Source organism: Williamsia maris (assembly GCF_024171815.1).
Classification (GTDB): Bacteria; Actinomycetota; Actinomycetes; order Mycobacteriales; family Mycobacteriaceae; genus Williamsia_A; species Williamsia_A maris.
Window position 1 is genome coordinate 557,235 of sequence record NZ_JAMTCJ010000001.1, and the last position, 17,928, is coordinate 575,162.

Sequence of the window (17,928 nt, forward strand, 5' to 3'; positions counted from 1 at the left end):
TCTCCTTCGTGGATGAGTGATCGGGTCGACGGCGGAGCTCAGGCGGTCGCGGGGGTACGGACTGCGTCGAGCACCTCGTCGGTGCTGGCGCCCGCCCGCTCTGCGTGCCGGTAGAAGCCGGTCGGGGTCTGCGAGAGGTGCAGCGGGTTGGCCACCACGCGGATGGTGCCCTCGGTGGGGTGTTCCATCTCGGTGATGAGTCCGACCTCGCGGACGTACGGGTCCTGCGGCAGGTCGGCGATGTCGACCACCAGGCCGTAGGGCATGTCGTTGGCGGTGAGGTACTCCTCCCACTCCGCGGTGGTCTTGGCGGTGGAGTGTGCGAGGACCTTCTCGATGCCCGCGGTGAACATCGGGCGGTCGATGGTCGGCGACTCCCATGCGGGGTTGGCGGCGTCCTCGGTGAGTCCGGCACCGATGAGCAGCTTGCGGACGGCGTCGTTGGTGTACGGGACCGCGGCGATGGCGCCACCGTCGGCGGTGCGCATGGCGGCGTGGGCGCCGGTGAGGCTCAGCGGGTTGCCGACCTCGCCCGCGGCGGGGACGAAAACGTCGCCGGCCATGTGCTCGACCATGTTGACCGCGATCATCGCGTCGGCCATGGCGAGCTGTACGTGCTGGCCCTCGCCGGTGCGCAGCTGGTGGTACAGCGCGGCGAGCACACCGTTGAGCAGGTAGAGGCCCGCGGTCTTGTCGGCGATGAAGGTCGGCATGAACTGCAGCGAGCCGCCGGCGCGATCCTGCAGGCTGACCAACCCGGACACGGCCTGGATGACCTCGTCGTACGCGGGACGGTTGCCCTGCGACGAGGTGGGTGCGAAGCCCTGGGCGTGCGCGTAGATCAGGTGCGGGAAGCGCTCGTGCAGAGCGTCGTAGCCGAGGCCGAGGCGGCCGAGGGCGCCGGCGCGCATGTTGGTCAGCAGGACGTCGGCGTCGGCGAGCAGCGCGAACAGGTCCTCGAGGCCCTGCGGGTCCTTGAGGTTGATCGCGACGCTGCGCTTGTTGCGGTTGACCTGCATGTACAGGGGCGCCATGCCGGGGTTGCGACCGGTGTTCGCCGGCGACTGCCGGGCGGTGTCGAAGGGCGGCTCGATACGGATCACGTCGGCGCCGAAGTCGCCGAGGATCTGGGTCGCGTACGGGCCCATCACGACCGTGGAGATGTCGATGACGGTGACGCCCGCGAGGGGGCCGGTGTTCTGCGCGGTCGTGGTGGCCGTGGTGGCGGTGTCTGCTGTGTTGCTCATGTCTACGACGGTAGGTCGTTACCAGAGGTAAGGGAATTACCGTCTGACTCAGATCGGTGTGTCCACAGCGATAACACCAGGGCTACGCTCCTCAGCTGTGGAGATGCATCACCTGCGGTACTTCCTGGCCGTCGCCCGCGAACTGAACTTCACGCGTGCGGCGCGGTCGCTGAACATGTCGGTGCCACCGCTCAGCCAGCGCATCCGGACGCTCGAGCACGAACTCGGAACTCCCCTGTTCGAGCGGTCGACCCACCACACCAAGCTGACCCCCGCGGGCGAGGCACTGCTGCCGCTCGCGTGGTCGGTGGTGGCCGACTTCGACGCCATACCCACCCTCATCGGTCCGGACGTCGGGCGCGCCGACGTCCGTCTCGCCGTCCCCGACGTCCTCAACCCCCGACACCGTCGTGCGCTGACCGAGGCGATCCGCGGCCTCGACGCGTCGTTCTCGTTCACCATCCGACAGATGCCGTCGCTGCAGATGGAGTCGGCGCTGCTCAGCAGTTCCATCGACATCGCCATCGCGCACGTGGGCACCACGAACGAGCGGTTGTCGACCCGGGTGCTCTACAGCGAGCCGCTCGGCGCCGTCGTCGACGTAACCCGGTTCCCCGACCGGACGTCGCTGTCGATGGGCGACCTGCGCGGGCTGCGCTACATCCAGGGCCCGCGTCACTGGGATCTGGGCGCCGGACGCACCGATCGACTGGCCGCCGCGGGCGCGGTCGTCGATGCCGACGCGAGCTTCACCGACATCAGCGGGTTGCTCTTGTTCCTGCGCAGCACAGCGGCGTTCACGATCGTGCCGTTGGAGTCGGAGGCGGTGCTGTCGGTGGACCGCACGGAGTACGCGGTGCTGCCGGTCGACGACATGGACGAGTCGTTGACGACGTATCTGGTGCGCCGTGTCGCCGACACCTGGCTCGATCCGGTCGTCACCGTCCTCGGTCGTACCCACCAAGACCCCGACCCCCACCAGTTGGGCACGTAAACACCCCCAGTTGGGCACGTAGACACGCCAGTTGGGCACGTAAGTCCGTTGGTTGGGCAGTTGATGCCCAATCAGCGCACTTACGTGCCCAACTGATGGAAGTACGTGCCCAACTGACGGATGTACGTGCCCAACTGGGGTATCAGCGCGAGCAGGTGGAGGGCGCGGGTTCGCCGGCGAAGCGGTCGCCGATCCAGGAGATCGCGCTCGGTGTCAGCCCGGTGTTGGTGTGGCCCTTGCCCTGCGCCACCGACACCGACAGCGTGTCGCCCATCGCGCAGGCCCGTCGGACGGCCGCGGCGGTCCACGCCGGGGTGATGATCTGGTCGGCGTCGCCGTACCCGACGAACAGGGGTCCGGCCGAACGCCGTTGCGGCAGTGAGTCGACGAGCAGCATGTCGTGGAGTCGTCGCAGCGCGCCGGCCGACGCGATGGTCGCGTCACCCGGCTGGACCTTGGTGATGGCGGAGAACTTGCGGAACGAGCTCCCCGGTCCGCAGGACGTCAGGTCGGATGCCCCGGCCGCCAGCGCCCCGCGCATGTAGTCGCTCACCGGGAAGTCCGGGTAGACCGCGCGCAGGCCGTCGACGATGAGCGGGATGAACGCCATCTGGATCTGCGTGAACCGCGGTGCGACATAGGGTTGCGCGTCGGCACCGTCGGCGATGGGGGCGACATCGGCGGCCGGTGCGAGGGCCGCGGCACCGACGAAATCGAGCCCGGTTCCGTAATCCGCGGCGTGTTCGGCGGACGCCCAGGCGGCCTGGCCGCCCTGCGAGCTGCCGATCGCGGCCCAGCGGGTTCCCGCCTGCGGCACCATCTCTCGCGCAGCGCGCACCATGTCGATCATGTTGTAGGCGATGGTCCGCGAGTTCAGGTAGGGATGCGGGACGTCGGACTCACCGAGACCCTGATAGTCCGATGCGGCGACGACGTACCCGTCGGCGAGCAACGCTGCGACGGTGGACGTCTCACCCAGCAGATCGGCATATCCGGACGGGCCGCAGTTCGACGCGGTGCCGGTGGTCCCGTGACCGAACGCGACGATCGGCCAGCCACCCGACGGAGGGGTTCCCGAGGGCACCGCCACGTATCCCGACACCCGCGTTCCGAAGCTGCCGGTCGGATCGTCCGGCGCGTACCCGGCCGTCGAGCGGTACACGACGCGGGTGACGTTCTCGCCGGCCAGACGGCCGTCGGGATCGACCGTCAGCGGGGACCGTTCGAGGATCTCGCCGCGCTCATCGCCGACCGGGGCCGCCGGTGACGACGACGTCTGGGCAGAAGACGATGGGCCGGCGGACGACTCGGCGTCCGACGAGACCGGCGAACCGGTCGGCGCGGATGTCGAGCATCCGACCGCCAGGGTCGCGATCATCGCGACGATGATCGCCGACCCGAAGCGCGCCGACCGGTTGCCGATGATGGCTGCGCCTACTTCGGCTGGTCGCCCAGCTTCTTGGCGGCGTCCTTGGCGGCGTCACGGCCCTTGTTCACCTGGCTGGTGTACTTGCCCTTGGTCGCCTTGTCGACGGCCTGGGCGCCCTTGTCGATGTACTGCGAGTTCTTGCTGATGGCGGTCTTGGCCTTGTTGGCGAGCTGCTTGAAATCCATGTCGACCCCTGTTCGTTCGTGGTGGTGTTCGATTACGGGCCAGTCTAGCCGCGCGGGCGACATGTCCGATTCCCGCGAAGATCGAGCATTCTCAGCCGACGCTCTCCCACCACGTCTGGTCGGCGATCCCGGCCCCCGTGCGGGCGACGACGTCGATCCGCGCTCCCGGCGCCGGCGTGGCGACCTCCGCGGATGCGGCGTCGGCGGCGGTGAGCATGCGGGTCACCGGCTCGTCCCACGGGTGCATCGCGAGGTTGAACGTCGCCCAGTGGATCGGCACCATCAGCGACTCCGACAACGACGACCCGGCGAGATACCGGTGCAGCTCCACACCCTCCTCGGGGTTGACGTGGATGTCGGGCCACAACTCGCCGTACGCCCCGATGGGGACCAGAGTCAGCTCGTAGGGACCGGTGGTCCGGGCGGAGTCGGCGTAGGCCTCGGTGAACCCGGTGTCGCCGGTGAAGAACGCGTTGTGGGTCGGCCCGTGGATGCCCCAGCTGGCCCACAGGGTGAGGTTGCGGACGACGCCTCGACCCGAGAAGTGCCGCGCCGGAAGGCAATCGAAGGTCAGATCGCCGTGCGTGACCTGGCCACCCCAGTCGCTCTCGGAGATCCGGTCGGCCGCGATCCCCCAGTACTCGAGGTGCGCACCGACACCGATCGGGGTGATGAAGTGCGCGTCGGGCTGACGTCGCGCGATCTCGACGACCGTCGTCATGTCGAGGTGGTCGTAGTGGTCGTGACTGAGCAGCACGACGTCGATGGCGGGCAGGTCGGCGGCGGTGCACGGCGCGCGGTGCAGGCGTGCCGGCCCGACCACCTGCGACGGCGAACACCGCTTGGAGAACACCGGATCGGTGAGCACCCGCCTGCCGTCGATCTCGATGAGCGAACTGGCGTGGCCCAGCCAGGTCACCGCGAGCGCGCCGACGGTGGTCTCGAAGTGCGGGGTTCGTACCGGCACGATGCCCCCGGGCTGGCCCCGACGGCGTTCACGCAGCATGTCGCGGGTGTTGCCTGCACTCGGCGTGATCGGCGACGCCGGCTCGCGGTTGGCGAAGAACCCGTCGGTCTGGTTCGGCGAGGACGCGATGTGCGGTGCGATCGCCTCCGGCGAGGCCCCGAACGCCCGGCCCGCCGGTACCCCTGTCGCGGCCAGACCCGAGGTGAAGGCTCCGACGGTGCTGGTGGCTGCACTCGCAGCGAGTTTGCGGATCACTCTCGTCACAGTACCGACGTCGGGTCGCCGACCCGACCACGTTTCCGGTCCGCCCGGCGGGAATCAGCGGGCCGCGACCACGGTTGACTATGTGTAGCAATAGTCAGATACCGGAGGTTCTCATGAGACGCTCATCGATCACCGACGCCGTCATCGTCGGCGCCGTCCGCACCCCCATCGGCAAGGGCAAGGCGAACGGAGCGCTGCACGGCGTGCATCCGGTCGACATGCTCGCGCACAGCCTGCGCACCCTCGTCGAACGCACCGGCATCGATCCGGCCCTCATCGACGACGTCATCACCGGCACCGTCACGCAGGCCGACGAACAGGGCCAGAACATCGCACGCAACGCCGTACTCGCCGCCGGATTCCCCGAATCCGTCCCCGCGACGACAGTCAACCGGCAGTGCGGATCGAGTCAGCAGGCCATCTCGTTCGCCGCCCAGGGAGTGATGTCCGGGGCCTACGACGTGGTCGTGGCCGCAGGCGTGGAGTCGATGGGCCGCGTGCCGATGATGTCCGACGTCCGCCCCGGCGCCGACCCGTTCGGCGTCGACCTCGCGGCGCGCTATCCGGACGGGTTCATCCCGCAGGGGTACAGCGCCGAACTGATCGCCGCTCGCTGGGGTCTGAGCCGGACCCGGCTCGACGAGTTCGCGCTGTCCAGCCACGAGAAGGCGGTGGCCGCCACCAAGGACGGTCGGTTCGCGACCGAACTGGCACCGCTCGCCGGTCTCGACCACGACGAGATGATCCGCCCCGGTGGATCCCTCGAGTCCCTGGCCGCCCTGCGATCGGCGTTCTACGACGAGACCATGGCGCAGCGCTTCCCGGAGATCGGCTGGGACATCACGGCGGCGAACTCGAGTCCGCTCTCCGACGGCAGCGCCGCGGTGCTGATCACCTCGTCGGAGACCGCGCGGCGACTCGGTCTGACCCCGCTGGCGCGGATCCACACGACCACCGTGGTCGGATCCGACCCGATCCTGATGCTCACCGGGGTCATCCCGGCCACCGAGAAGGTGCTGGCGAAGGCCGGGCTGACGATCGCCGACATCGACCTGTTCGAGGTGAACGAGGCGTTCAGCCCGGTCGTGCTGGCCTGGGCGCACGACACCGGCGCCGACCTGGCCCGCACGAACGTCAACGGCGGGGCCATCGCGCTCGGGCACCCGCTCGGCGCCAGCGGCGCGAGAATCATGACGACGCTCGTCAACGCGCTGCACCAGACCGGTGGACGGTACGGGCTGCAGACGATGTGCGAGGCGGGCGGTCAGGCCAACGCCACGATCATCGAACGGATCTAGCCCGCGAGGGCCTGCGCGATGGGGGTGTCGCCGTCGGTGAACTCGATCATCTGAGAGATGGTCGCGGGCGTGGCGAGGGACGCGACGATGACGGCGGCGACATTCGCACGGCTGGTCGTGGTCTCACGGTCGGCGCCCTGCGCCTTGGTGACGATCGACCCGGAACCGGCCTCGTCGGAGAGCGAGCTGGGGCCCACGATGGTCCAGTCGAGGTCGCTGGCACGCAGGTACTGGTCGGCCTCACCCTTGGCCTCGGCGTACGCGTAGAACGAATCATCGGTCGACACACCGTGATCCACCGAGGCGCCGTAGTACGACACCAGGACGAACCGCTTGATCGAGTTGGCCGACGCGGCGTCGATGCACCGGATGGCGGCGTCGCGGTCGACGGCGAAGGTGCGATCGGCGTCCCCGCCACCGGCGCCGGCGGCGAAGATGACGGCGTCGTGGCCGGCGAGGGTCTCGATGATCTCCTCGGTCGACTGGTGCTCGACGTCGGCGATCACGGGAACGGCGCCCGTGCCGGTGATGTCGTCGGACTGATCGGGATTGCGGATCAGCGAACTCACCTGGTGTCCGTCGTCGACCAGCAGGCGCGCGGCCTGCAGTGCGATCTTCCCGTGGCCTCCGACGATGGCGATGCTTGACATGTCCACTCCTCACTCCGCGGCGTACCGGCGATGTGGTCTGCGTTCCGGCCGTTCATTCACCGGGTGTGTTCCAACGCTAGCAAGCAGCCGCCCCGTGCCGATCGAGCAGCCACTGGCGCTTTGGCCAACGATGGTTCATCATCATCCGGTGCTCGACTGTCGATCACAAATTCGTGAGTTGAGGCACCGATGCGTGTGTGGACCCTGGTCGGCGCGTGCGCCGGTCGTCTCCTCGTCCTGATCGTCACCACCGTCGCAGCGATGGGACTCGCCGTCGCCGTACCCGCGCACGCCGCCGAGCGCGGCGGTGTCCGCTATGTCGCACTGGGTGATTCGCGCGCCTCCGGTCCCAGCATCACCTCGTCGTTCAACGCCGACGGGTGCAGTCGCTCCGGCGGCGGCTACCCCGAGCGTGTCGCCCGCGCCCTGCGCCCTTCATCGTTCACCGACGTCGCGTGCGGAGGTGCCACCAGCGCCGAGATCGTCGATCGGCCGCAGACCACCTCGTTGCCCGTGATCCGGACCGTCCCGGTGCAGGCCCGCGCGCTGCGTCGCGACACCGATCTGGTGACCCTGTCGATCGGCGGCAACGACGTGAAGTGGGGCTCGCTCATCAGCCCGTGCTTCGGTCTCTCGCCGCAGACCGACGTGCACTGCCGCTCCGATGCCGCTCTGCGCGCACAGATCACGGCTCGCTTCGCCGCGCTGAGCGTCTCCGTCGACCGCGTGTTGCGCGTCATCTCCGCACGATCCCCGAACGCGCGGGTCTTCGTCGTCGGACACGGCGGTTACTACGGACTGCGTGGATGCTTCCCCGACGCGAACCTGAGCACCGCCGACGCCCCGTTCGTCCGGGACTTCTTCCGTCGCTTCGACGCGGTCCTCTCCGGTTCCGCGCGGCGACACGGCGCCACCTTTGTCGACGTCGCCGGGCCTGCCGTGGGTCACGACGCCTGCGCACCGGACTCGCGACGGTGGTTCAACGGTCAGCTGCCCCGGGGCAACGGACTCAACAACCACGCGACCCAGCTCGGCAACGCCGCGGTCGCTCGTCTCGTCCTCGCCGCCATCGCACGCTGACGCGTGTGTCCTGGCGCACAGGACGAGCATCCGCTACATTCGTTTGTGGTGCTAAGCAACCCCTGAACATCGGTCAATGAAGCCGCGTGCAAAGCAGCAGCCGAAAGAATGCGAGGAACGCGATGACACTGTCCCTGGATCCGACACCCGAGGTTGTCGACTACCCGTTCAACCGGCCCGACAATCTGGAACTCGCCGACGAGTACGCCGCGATCCGACAGGGCCCGGGCCTGGCCCGCGTCCGTCTCCCCTTCGGTGAGATCGGTTGGCTGGCAACGCGGTACGCCGACGCCCGCACGGTGTTGGCCGACCCGCGGTTCAGCCGAGCGGAGTCGGTGACCCACGACGAGCCGCGGATGCGCGAGGGCAGGCAGACCGGCGGCATCCTGTCGGTCGACCCGCCCGATCACACCCGGCTGCGAGTGCTGGTGGCCAAGGCGTTCACCGTCAAGCGCATCGAGGCGTTGCGGGCCACGGTGAAAGCGCTGTGCCAGGACCTCATCGACGACGCGATGGCCGACGGCGCCCCGACCGACATCGTCGACCGCTTCGCGCTCCCCCTGCCCGTACAGGTCATCTGCGAACTCCTCGGGGTCCCGACGTCGGATCGCCCACGATTCCGGGCGTGGAGTGACGCCGCCCTGTCGACCACGTCGATGACCGCCGACGAGTACCAGGCGAGCCGGGAGGAGTTCCGCGACTACATGCGTGGACTGTTGGCCATCAAGCGCGAGACCCCGACCGACGACCTGATGACCGCGCTGGTCGCCGCCCGCGACGAGGGCGACAAGCTGACCGAACTCGAACTCATCGACCTGTGCAACGGGATCCTGGTGGCCGGGCACGAGACCACCGCATCGCAGATCCCCAACTTCGTGCTCTATCTGCTTGCCCAGCAGGGTAGCTGGAAGCGTCTGCACGATGAGCCCGAACTCATACCGGCGGCCGTGGAGGAGCTGATGCGTCTCGTGCCACTCGGCCTCGGTGGCGGTCAGGCGCGCTACGCGACCGAAGACGTCGTCCTGGGCGACGTCACCGTACGCGCGGGTGAGCCGGTCCTGGTCGCGATCGCCGCGGCCAACCGCGACCCCGAGGTGTTCGACGACCCGGAGACGTTCGATCTCGAGCGGGGACGCACCCCGCACATCGGTTTCGGTCACGGCGCCCATCACTGCCTCGGTGCCGCGCTCGCCCGCCTGGAACTGCAGGAGGCCCTGGCGGCCCTGACCCGCAACTTCCCGGATCTCGCGGTCACCGAGGTGGACTGGAAGACCGAGATGGTCGTCCGGGGTCCGAAGAAGATGATGATCACATGGTGAGCGCGCAGTCGACCGGCACCACCGACGCGACCGACGGCGGTCGGTGGTCGGTTCAGGTCGGCGAGCACTGCATCGGCTCGGGCATGTGCGTCGCACTCGACCCGGAGCACTTCTCACTGGAGAACGGCAAGGCCCGCACCGAGGGTGCGCAGGTGGCGCCCGATCAGCGCTACATCGACGCCGCCGACACCTGCCCGGCCGCGGCGATCACCGTGACCGACGCCGACGGGACCGAGCTGGCCCCGACCTGACCGGTGGCGATGTCCCATCCCGGCGCGCCGAGGGCACCTCGCGTGTCGGGATGGGTCATCATGGGCACGAATCTTTCTGCCGAGCACCGAGGGAAACGAGGGCGTCCGATGCGTTGGTGGCGCTCCCGCGCTCGCACACCCCTGCCCCGCATCGCAGCGGTCGTCGTGGCCGCTGCGAGCGTGATCGCCCTCGGCGCGGCGGGTCCGGCGGCGGCCGTCGACGGCGCTCCCGCGATCCACTACGTCGCGCTCGGCGACTCGCGCGCCGCGGGCCCCACCGTCGGTTCGCAGCTAGCCGACGAGGGATGCGGGCGGACGTCGAACGGTTACCCCAACCTCATCGCCGCCGCATTGTCACCGGCAACGTTCACCGACGTCGCGTGCGGCGGTGCGACGACGGCCGACGTCGTCGACCGCGATCAGATCACCAATCCCCCGGTACGCAAACAGGTCCCGGTGCAGTCGTCGGTGTTGCGTCCCGACACCACCCTCGTCACGCTGTCGATCGGCGGCAACGACCTACGCTGGCGCGGCCTGTTGACCCCGTGCTTCGGCACACCCACCTCCGGCGACCGGTTCTGCCGGGACGACCCGGGCATCCGTTCGACGATGGAGGCGAGGTTCGTCACCCTCGCATCGGCGACCGACCGTGTCCTGCAGGTGATCCGACAGCGGTCACCGATCGCGCGGATCGTCGTGCTCGGCCACGGCGGGTATTTCGGGTCGCAGGGCTGCTGGCCCGACGCCCAATTGAGCGCCGGTGACGCCACGTTCGTCCGCTCGTTCTTCGACCGTTTCGACAACGTGCTCGCCGGATCGGCGCTGCGCAACAACGCGACCTACGTCGATGTGGCCGCGGCCGCCGAGAGCCATGACGCATGCGCGACCGCCGGTGAGCGGTGGTTCACCGGTTCGGTCCGGCGCGGGCAGACTCCCCCCAACCACCCGACCCCGGCAGGCAGCGCGGCTATGGCGCGGTTGGTCCTGGCCGCTCTCGGCACCTGACGAACCCGCCGGCGCCGCCCCGGATCTCCACCGGTTCAGACCGGCACGCGGGTGAGGGCGGCCGCGTGGTCCAGTCGGTCGAGTGCGCGCACCGCGACCCGCGTGGCGGTCGAGAGTTGCTCGGGGTCACGGTTCATCAGTTCCACGACGGGTGAGTCGTCGGCCAGTACACCGTCGTAGACGTCGGTGTCGCCGCGCACGACCGATCGCAGTGAGTCCACCGCGGCGCGCACCTCCTGCGCCCCGCGACGCAGCCCCTCCGCGAGATCGCCGGTCGGGCCGCTGTCGTGTTCGGCGTTGGCCGCCAACATCCCTGCCCGGGCGAGCGCGTGGGCGGCGCGGTCGCACGCCTCGAGGACACGGACCAGGCGTGCGGTACCCCGCCGCGCCCGGCTCGTCGGTCCCATCCCCAGCGGCTTGGCCGAGGTCTGCAGTTCCTGCAGCGCGGTGTCGAGGCGCCGCGACACCGGCACCAGGTCGACGCCGGAGCCGGGTTCGAGCACCGAGTCGATCGACTCGGAGATGACCTCGTCGAGGGTGTCGAGGTAGCTGTCCACCTTCTCGCGCACGGTTTCCCGGGTGCGGATGGGCAGGATGAAGTACGCCGCACCGATGCCGACGGCCGCGCCCACGCAGGTCTCGGCGATGCGCAGTTCGAGCACCGCGACGCTGAAGGTGCCGAGCAGTCCGTACAGCATCGCCAGCAGGACGGTGACGAAGAAGACGAGCAGTCCGTTGGCGATGGTCACGAGGTAGAACGCGCAGAAGACACAGACCACGATCAGCGCCAGCTGTACCGGTGGTCGGTGTCCGACGAGCGCGGCGAGGACCACCCCGGCGAACACCCCCGCGACGGTGCCGACGATCCGGTGTCCGGCGCGGGTGAGGATCTCACCGCGCGTGGAGGTCCCGGTGAACACCACGAACGCCGAGAGCACCGCCCAGTACCACCGGTTGGGCGAGACCAACTCTCCCAGGACCGTCGCCACCGACGTCGCGATGGCCACCTGGATGGCCGCACGGGTGCTCGGGCGCAGCCGGGCGAGCGCGTCGATCACCCATGACCAGCGCCCCCGCCGGTCGGTGTCGGGCGGCGGCGCGTCGGCGCGGTCGGTGTCGGGTGCGTCGCCGACCGGTGTCTCGGGGGTGGGCTCGCGTGTCCATCCGAGGGCGGGCAGCTTGCCGATCCGATGCGTCGTCGGCTCCGGCGGGGTCAGCGCATGCGCGGTGACCCGGTGCACGGCGATGTGCGCGCGGACCACCCGTGCGGCCGAGCGGATCGCGATGGTCGTCTGGTCGCTGCCGCTGGTGGAGGCGTCGGCGGCCATCGCGGTGCGCCGTAGCGCCCGCAGCTCGTCCTCGGTGGGGTGATTGCGCAGGGCTCCCCGGACCGCGGCCATGACCTCGCCCACGGTGGGGGTCCAGTTGGCGGGGTCGAACGCGCGCAGGGCGAACGCGAGTTGCTCGGTGGCCTGCTGAGCGTCGAAGACACGGCGCGAGAGGTCGTTGCCGGTCACCGACAGGTGCGCCGAGGCCACGTTGCGGTCGAGCCAGTCCTCGATCATCAGAGCCGTGTTGGCCAGGCGCTCCAACACGTGCCGCATCCCCTCGGGGTCGGGGACGGTGCCGGCCGGGTTCGGTGTCACCGCCTCGACCACCGCCAGCGACGACGCCCGCAGCGACTTGGTGAGCCGACTCAGCTCGGCGCCCGCCCACTCGTGCTGGAACGCGAATCGCACCACCAGCGACGAGGCGACACCGAGCGCGATCGCCAGCGCCAGGACGGGGATCTGCGACGGGGTGGCCCGCAGGAACAGCGAGAAGAAGTAGGCGATGAACGACGCCATCCCGAGCGCGAACCCGCGTGGACCGAAGCGCCGCACGTAGACCGCGGTGAACAGCACCGCGACGAAGCCGACGTCGGCGATCACCCCGTACTGGGTCAGCACCGCGGCCAGGGTCACCGCGGCGATCGCGGGCAGCGTGATCATCGCCGTCGTGAGCAGACGTGCGTGCGCGGTGCGGTCCTTGACGACGAACGAGGAGAACATCGCGACCACCGACCCCAGCATCGCGACGGTGATCGGTTGGCCCAGTGCTCGCGTGGTGACCGTGAGGACGAGCAGCGCCAACACGAGGGTCAGCGTGGTCTGGCTCGCGCTGCGCAACCGGAGGGCACCCGGGTCGGACACGACCAGAAACCGTGCGGCGCGATTGGCCGACGCGCGCAGGGATACCTCCATGGGCCAAGCCTACGGCGGTGACACCCGTGGGATCGGGAGGTCAGGAACCGAAAGGGACGCCGCCGATCTCGATGGCGCGGGTGAAGGTGAGCTTGTCGAACTCGCGTCCGTGTTCGTCGATGGCGGAGATGTCCATGCGGCTGCGCGTCAGACCCGGGATGCCCGGTGTGACGTCGATGCTGATGAACGAGTAGTTGCGGAAACGCACCCGCGACCACTCGACGCTCTCGGCCTTCTTCTGACCGTCCGGGGTCCACACATAGCTGTTGGGCACCGAGTTGTCCTTGACCACGTTGCCGCGGTAGCTCTCGGACTCGCCGGGCTGGAAGCCGTAGCGCGGGCGTCCGCCGCCGCCGACGGTGTAGTAGACCGTGCCGTCGGTCTTCGCCGACACCGTCGACCGGTCCGGAGCGGCCTTGCGCGGCTGGTTGTTCCGGATCGGGTCGGTGCGCTCGAAGATGTGGTTGTGCGCCTGGAAGACCGCGTCGACCTGGTACTGGTCGAACAGCTTCGACCACGCCGCCCGCACGCCACCGTCACTCGCGTGCGAGTCGGTGGTCGAGTACGCGCAGTGGTGGAAGAAGCAGACGATGAAGTCGATGTTGGGGTCGGCACGGAACTTCGCCAGCGAGCTCGCGACCCAGCTGTTCTGGCGTCCACCGCTGTAGCCGGTGTTCGCGGTGATCTCGTAGGAGACGTCGTTGGCGTCGAGCGAGAGGACGGCGACGTTGCCGTAGACCACCGAGTACACCGACGGGCATCCCGCGGGACCGTTGGACGGCTGGTCGAGTCGCTTGGCGTGTCCGCCGTACCCGTTGGGCGAGTACAGCGCCTCCATGTCGTGGTTGCCGGTGGCGAACATCCACGGGGTGCGCGACGCCGACTTCTCGATGGCGGCGAAGTAGCCGTCCCAGACGTACGGGTTGAACTTGTCGAAGCCGGACGGCGCGCTGCCGCTGGGGACGAAGTTCGCCGGCTTGCCCGCACCCGAGGGGTCGGCGTAGGCGATGTCGCCGGCCAGGATGTGGAAGGCGCCGTTGCGGGCCGCGATCTGGTTGACGATGTTCGCGGCGTGCTTGACCGACGGCTGGTTGTCGGCCTTGTAGTACAGATCGTCGTAGTCACCAGCCTTGAGCCCGGCGGGCTTCGAGGGGGTCTCGTCGACGCCCTGATCGCCCATCATCGTGAACCGGAACGGAGCGCTGCGCCCGCGACCGAGAGCCGGTGCGGCGCTCCGGACGTCGGTGACGTGGCCGTCGGAGGTGCGCCACCGGTAGAAGTGCGGCAGCCGCGACGGTAGACCGTCGACCGGGGCGTGGACGTAGAACTGCTCGGCGCCGAGGATGCCGTCCGAGCTGATGGGCACCTGGCTGATCAGGTTGCGAACCTCGGCGACGGTGGTGGCACCCAGCGCGGGCGTCGGTCCGTGGTCGAGGAACACCTTGGCGCTGCCCGGATTGCGCGAGAGCTGGGCCGAGAACCGCAGCTGGCTCGCGGCGTCGGAGCCGAATGAGACGTGGCGTCCGCCGACGGCCAGCGGTGCGTCGGCGGCGTAGGCGATACCGGAGAACGCCAGGTTGCCGACACCGGCGGCGGCCGCCGCGGCCGCGCTGCCCGCGAGGAAGTTACGGCGCGACACCGCGTGACGCCTCAGGTTGGCGACATGCCAGTCATGCTGCTCGGCGGTGGTCATCTGCGCGGCCACCGAGCGGGGAATTCCGGTGTCGACGGTCTCGCCTAAAGGATTCACGGGCATGCATCAAAGATCACGGCATCAGCCCGGCAGCCGGGTGATCAGCACATGTCCGGTCGGTGAACGGCGCCTGAATGCTGCTGCCGATACGGGCATCCCGCCCATCCACCCGCGTCCATCGGGCCTCTGCAGTCGACGCGGGTCAGCTCTTCTTGGGCGGCAGGGGGATGAAGTAACTGGTGCGCTGTTGGTATTCCTTGTATCCCGGTCGCTGCTCCATGTGCCGTTCGAGCAGCCGGGCACCGGTCGCGAACACCAGGAAGTAGGTCATCGCGATCGGCGACAGGAACGTCACGACGGTGGGCCAGAACGTCATGCACACGAGGAACGTGCCCCACCAGACGCAGGCGTCGCCGAAGTAGTTGGGGTGGCGGGTGTATCGCCACAGCCCCTTGTCCATCACGGTGCCCTTGTTCGACGAGTCGGCCTTGAACCGATCCATCTGCAGGTCGCCCACGGTCTCGAACGTGACGCCGACGATCCAGACGACGACGCCGATCACCGCGAGGTACCAGAGCGTGCCGTGCGCGACCGACGACACCTGCAGCGGCAGCGACACGAACCACAGCGCGGGCCCCTGCGTCGCATAGATCTTGGTGATCGCGGTCAGTGCGCGGTTACCGCCGGCATCGTCGAGGAGCTTCTCGTAGCGCGGGTCCTCACCCTTGCCGCGGGAGCGTCGGAACATCGAGGACGCCAGGCGCAGTCCCCACGCACCGATCAGCACGAGGACCAGCAGTCGGCGCCAGAGGTCGCCGTTGCCGAGTACCGCGGTGATCGCCGCGATCACGACGAACCCGAGACCCCACGTCACGTCGACGACGTTGTGCCTACCGATCGAGAAACCGATGGCGGCGGTGATGGCGAGGAGGATGACGACACCGGCGAGGCTGGCCCCGGTGACGATGCCGAACTGGCTCCAGTCGAAGGTCATCACAAGTTCCGCACCGGCGGCATCGACGAACGGCCGCGCGCATCGTTGCGGACGGAGAGGATCTGGTCGACCCCCATCCGGCCATCACGGAAGGCCATGCCACCGCCGACGAGGTAGAGCCGCCACACCCGCGCGGTCTCCTCGCCGACCATGGCGACGACGTCGTCCCATCGCTTCTCGAAGGTGTCGTACCAGACGTCGACGGTGCGGACGTAGTGCTCGCGCATCGCATGGACGTCACGGACCTCGAGTCCGGACTCCTCGATCATCGCGACGGTCTCGCCGACCGGACGCATGAACATGTCCGGGGCGATGAACTGCTCGATGAACGGTCCGCCGCCGGGGTTGTCGCCGTGCTTGCGTGACATCTGCTGGATCAGGACGCGGCCACCCTCGATGACGTTGTCGTGCAGGGCTTTCGTGTAGGTCGGGTAGTTCTCTTGTCCGACGTGCTCGCCCATCTCGATCGACGCAACGGCGTCGAACGGGCCGTCGGGGATCTCGCGGTAGTCCTGGATGCGGATCTCGACGCGGTCACCCAACCCGCGCTCGGCGATCCGCGCGTCGATGAACGCCTTCTGCTCTTTCGAGATCGTGACGCCGGTGACCTGCGCGCCGTACTCGCTCGCCGCGAACAGGCTCAGCGAACCCCAACCGCAGCCGACGTCGAGGAACCGCATGCCCGGCCGGGCGTCGAGTCCGATCTTGCGGCACACCATGTCGAGCTTGTCGCGCTGCGCCTGCTCGAGCGTGTAATCCGGTGCGTCGGAGGTGAAGTAGGCACTCGAGTACGCCATGTTCGGGTCGAGAACCATCGAGTAGAAGTCGTTCGACAGGTCGTAGTGGTGGCTGATGGCGGCGCGATCGCGGGCCAGCGTGTGCAGCTTTCCCTTGACCACGGCCTGTGACGCGGGTGCCGGCAACGGACGGCCGAGCACTCCGAGCTTGGCGACAGCGCGGACGAGCTGCGCGACGCGTGCCGGGGTGATCTTGATGCGTGACAGGTTGCGCTCGGCAATGACCGTCCAGATGTGGGTCAACGCCTCGTTGAGATCGCCCTCGACGTCGATCTCGCCGGTGACGTACGCCTGCGCGGCACCGAGTTCGCCTGGGCTCCACAGCAATCGGCGCAGCGCGTCGGGGCTGCGCAGGGTCACGTGCGGCGCGTCGGCGGGACCTGCGGTGCTGCCGTCCCAGGCGGTCAGGTGCACGGGGATCTCGCCACCGACGTACGGCGCCAGCAGGTTCGCGACGGTGCCGGCCGCACCGGTCGTGGCCTGTGTTGGGGTGGTCTCGGTGATGCTCATCGTCGGTTCTCCTGTCGGGCCCGGTGCTCGGGGTGATCGTCTCGGCAGCGCTGTGCCATGGCGGTGATCGTGGTGACCACCTTGCGGGTCCACACCCAGGGCCGCATCAGCATGAAGTGCCCGGCGAAGGTCATCGACGTCCAGGTGGCGTCGACGCCGCGGTCGGCGGCCCGCTCGGTGGCCGCGCGCGAGATCCGCGGGCTGGTCCAGCGGTCCATCGTCCCGTGCAGCACCACGAGCTGCTGTCCGGGCCGGAACGTGTCGGTCGCGCTCGGGTCCATCCACCATGGCGCCAACGCCATGACCGCGCACACCGACGCGTCGTCGGCGACCGCAGCGGCGGTCCGTCCGCCCATCGAGTGCCCGAGCAGGATCACCGGGGTGTCGCCGAAGCGGGTACGGATCTCGTCGAGCGCCCAGCGCGCGTCGGCGACCGGGCTCTGATCGGTTCCGTTCCACCCGCGCATCCGGTACTGCAGCATGACCACCGCGGTGTCCGGCACCGACTTGGCGACGGCCCGCGCGAACGGACGCATGCGGGCGGCGGAGAGGTGGTTGGTCTGCGCGGGCGCGGTGCTGCGGACCTTGCCGCCGTGCAGCACCAGGACCACCGCCGACGGGTCGGCCGGTGTAGCCACCCAGTGCAGGACAGGCGTGAGCGGCCCCGTGGTGTCAGAACTCATGAAAGGCATTCGACGCCACGACCGCCGCGGATCTCTCCGCCGGGCGTGGGGGTGGTCACCGCACTGCTCATGTGTCCGACGCTACCGGGTCACGTCTGCCTGCTGTCGCGTCGTTTGCCTGCCCCCGGCATCGTGCAAACGGCACTCGACCATGCAAACTTCCTCCGGACGGGTCGATTCGCATGGTGCCGCGGATTCGCACCCTTCGATGCTGTTCGCACCGCGCACGCAGGGTGCGAACGACGCGAGACGATGCGAACAGCAGCCCGGGGTGCGAACGAGCGCCGTCCCCGACTCCCCCGTCCAGGCGTCTTTTGCT

Annotated in this window: 16 protein-coding genes; 6 read left to right on the top strand and 10 right to left on the bottom strand. The window is 69.0% G+C overall.

Annotated elements, in window-relative coordinates; translation table 11 throughout:
* Positions 1–38: 38 nt before the first annotated feature.
* A complete protein-coding gene (locus LX13_RS02585; protein WP_253659734.1) occupies positions 39–1,247 on the bottom strand; it encodes a CaiB/BaiF CoA transferase family protein in 1,209 nt (402 codons plus the stop codon).
* Between the two features lie 103 nt (positions 1,248–1,350).
* Between LX13_RS02585 and LX13_RS02590 the strand changes: the two genes are divergently transcribed.
* Positions 1,351–2,241, top strand: coding sequence for a LysR family transcriptional regulator (locus LX13_RS02590; protein WP_253660542.1), 891 nt, complete (start codon positions 1,351–1,353; stop codon positions 2,239–2,241).
* 142 nt (positions 2,242–2,383) lie between these two features.
* Here the strand turns inward: LX13_RS02590 and LX13_RS02595 are convergent, their stop codons facing one another.
* The 3 genes from LX13_RS02595 to LX13_RS02605 all read right to left on the bottom strand — a co-directional run bounded on the left by LX13_RS02595 (position 2,384) and on the right by LX13_RS02605 (position 5,077).
* Positions 2,384–3,619: a lipase family protein gene (locus tag LX13_RS02595; protein WP_253659735.1), complete on the bottom strand. Its 1,236-nt coding sequence runs from the start codon at positions 3,617–3,619 to the stop codon at positions 2,384–2,386.
* A 56-nt stretch (positions 3,620–3,675) separates the two neighbouring features.
* The gene (locus LX13_RS02600) at positions 3,676–3,855 is read right to left on the bottom strand and encodes an antitoxin (RefSeq protein WP_253659736.1); all 180 of its coding nucleotides are present in this window, start codon (positions 3,853–3,855) and stop codon (positions 3,676–3,678) included.
* Between the two features lie 91 nt (positions 3,856–3,946).
* Positions 3,947–5,077, bottom strand: coding sequence for an MBL fold metallo-hydrolase (locus LX13_RS02605; protein ID WP_253659737.1), 1,131 nt, complete (start codon positions 5,075–5,077; stop codon positions 3,947–3,949).
* A gap of 122 nt (positions 5,078–5,199) precedes the next feature.
* Here LX13_RS02605 and LX13_RS02610 point away from each other — a divergent pair, with 122 nt between their 5' ends.
* The gene (locus tag LX13_RS02610; RefSeq protein ID WP_253659738.1) at positions 5,200–6,384 is read left to right on the top strand and encodes a thiolase family protein; all 1,185 of its coding nucleotides are present in this window, start codon (positions 5,200–5,202) and stop codon (positions 6,382–6,384) included.
* On the opposite strand, the gene LX13_RS02615 is transcribed toward LX13_RS02610, so the two are convergent.
* Complete coding sequence (locus LX13_RS02615) at positions 6,381–7,034, bottom strand: SDR family oxidoreductase (protein ID WP_253659739.1); 654 nt, start codon at positions 7,032–7,034, stop codon at positions 6,381–6,383. The genes LX13_RS02610 and LX13_RS02615 overlap by 4 nt on opposite strands.
* Positions 7,035–7,223: 189 nt before the next feature.
* On the opposite strand from LX13_RS02615, the gene LX13_RS02620 reads away from it, so the two are divergent.
* From LX13_RS02620 to LX13_RS02635, 4 genes are all read left to right on the top strand, one after another.
* Positions 7,224–8,114 carry an SGNH/GDSL hydrolase family protein gene (locus LX13_RS02620; protein ID WP_253659740.1) on the top strand — a complete coding sequence of 297 codons (891 nt, stop codon included), beginning with the start codon at positions 7,224–7,226 and terminating at the stop codon, positions 8,112–8,114.
* Positions 8,115–8,236: 122 nt separating this feature from the next.
* Positions 8,237–9,433 carry a cytochrome P450 gene (locus LX13_RS02625; protein ID WP_253659741.1) on the top strand — a complete coding sequence of 399 codons (1,197 nt, stop codon included), beginning with the start codon at positions 8,237–8,239 and terminating at the stop codon, positions 9,431–9,433.
* Positions 9,427–9,684 (top strand): ferredoxin, encoded by a 258-nt coding sequence (locus LX13_RS02630; RefSeq protein WP_253659742.1) that lies wholly within the window; start codon positions 9,427–9,429, stop codon positions 9,682–9,684. Before LX13_RS02625 ends, LX13_RS02630 begins: the two co-directional genes overlap by 7 nt.
* Positions 9,685–9,792: 108 nt before the next feature.
* Complete coding sequence (locus tag LX13_RS02635) at positions 9,793–10,689, top strand: SGNH/GDSL hydrolase family protein (protein ID WP_253659743.1); 897 nt, start codon at positions 9,793–9,795, stop codon at positions 10,687–10,689.
* Positions 10,690–10,724: 35 nt separating this feature from the next.
* Here the strand turns inward: LX13_RS02635 and LX13_RS02640 are convergent, their stop codons facing one another.
* The 5 genes from LX13_RS02640 to LX13_RS02660 form a co-directional block, all read right to left on the bottom strand.
* On the bottom strand, positions 10,725–12,932 hold the full coding sequence (locus LX13_RS02640) for an FUSC family protein (protein ID WP_253659744.1): 2,208 nt from the start codon (positions 12,930–12,932) through the stop codon (positions 10,725–10,727).
* Positions 12,933–12,972: 40 nt separating this feature from the next.
* Positions 12,973–14,688, bottom strand: coding sequence for a metallophosphoesterase (locus tag LX13_RS02645; RefSeq protein WP_253659745.1), 1,716 nt, complete (start codon positions 14,686–14,688; stop codon positions 12,973–12,975).
* A 139-nt stretch (positions 14,689–14,827) separates the two neighbouring features.
* Complete coding sequence (locus tag LX13_RS02650) at positions 14,828–15,622, bottom strand: DUF1295 domain-containing protein (RefSeq protein WP_253659746.1); 795 nt, start codon at positions 15,620–15,622, stop codon at positions 14,828–14,830.
* Positions 15,619–16,926 (bottom strand): SAM-dependent methyltransferase, encoded by a 1,308-nt coding sequence (locus LX13_RS02655; RefSeq protein WP_253659747.1) that lies wholly within the window; start codon positions 16,924–16,926, stop codon positions 15,619–15,621. The genes LX13_RS02650 and LX13_RS02655 overlap by 4 nt, the downstream gene beginning before the upstream one ends.
* A complete protein-coding gene (locus tag LX13_RS02660; RefSeq protein WP_253659748.1) occupies positions 16,923–17,609 on the bottom strand; it encodes an alpha/beta hydrolase in 687 nt (228 codons plus the stop codon). The genes LX13_RS02655 and LX13_RS02660 overlap by 4 nt, the downstream gene beginning before the upstream one ends.
* Positions 17,610–17,928 lie beyond the last annotated feature (319 nt).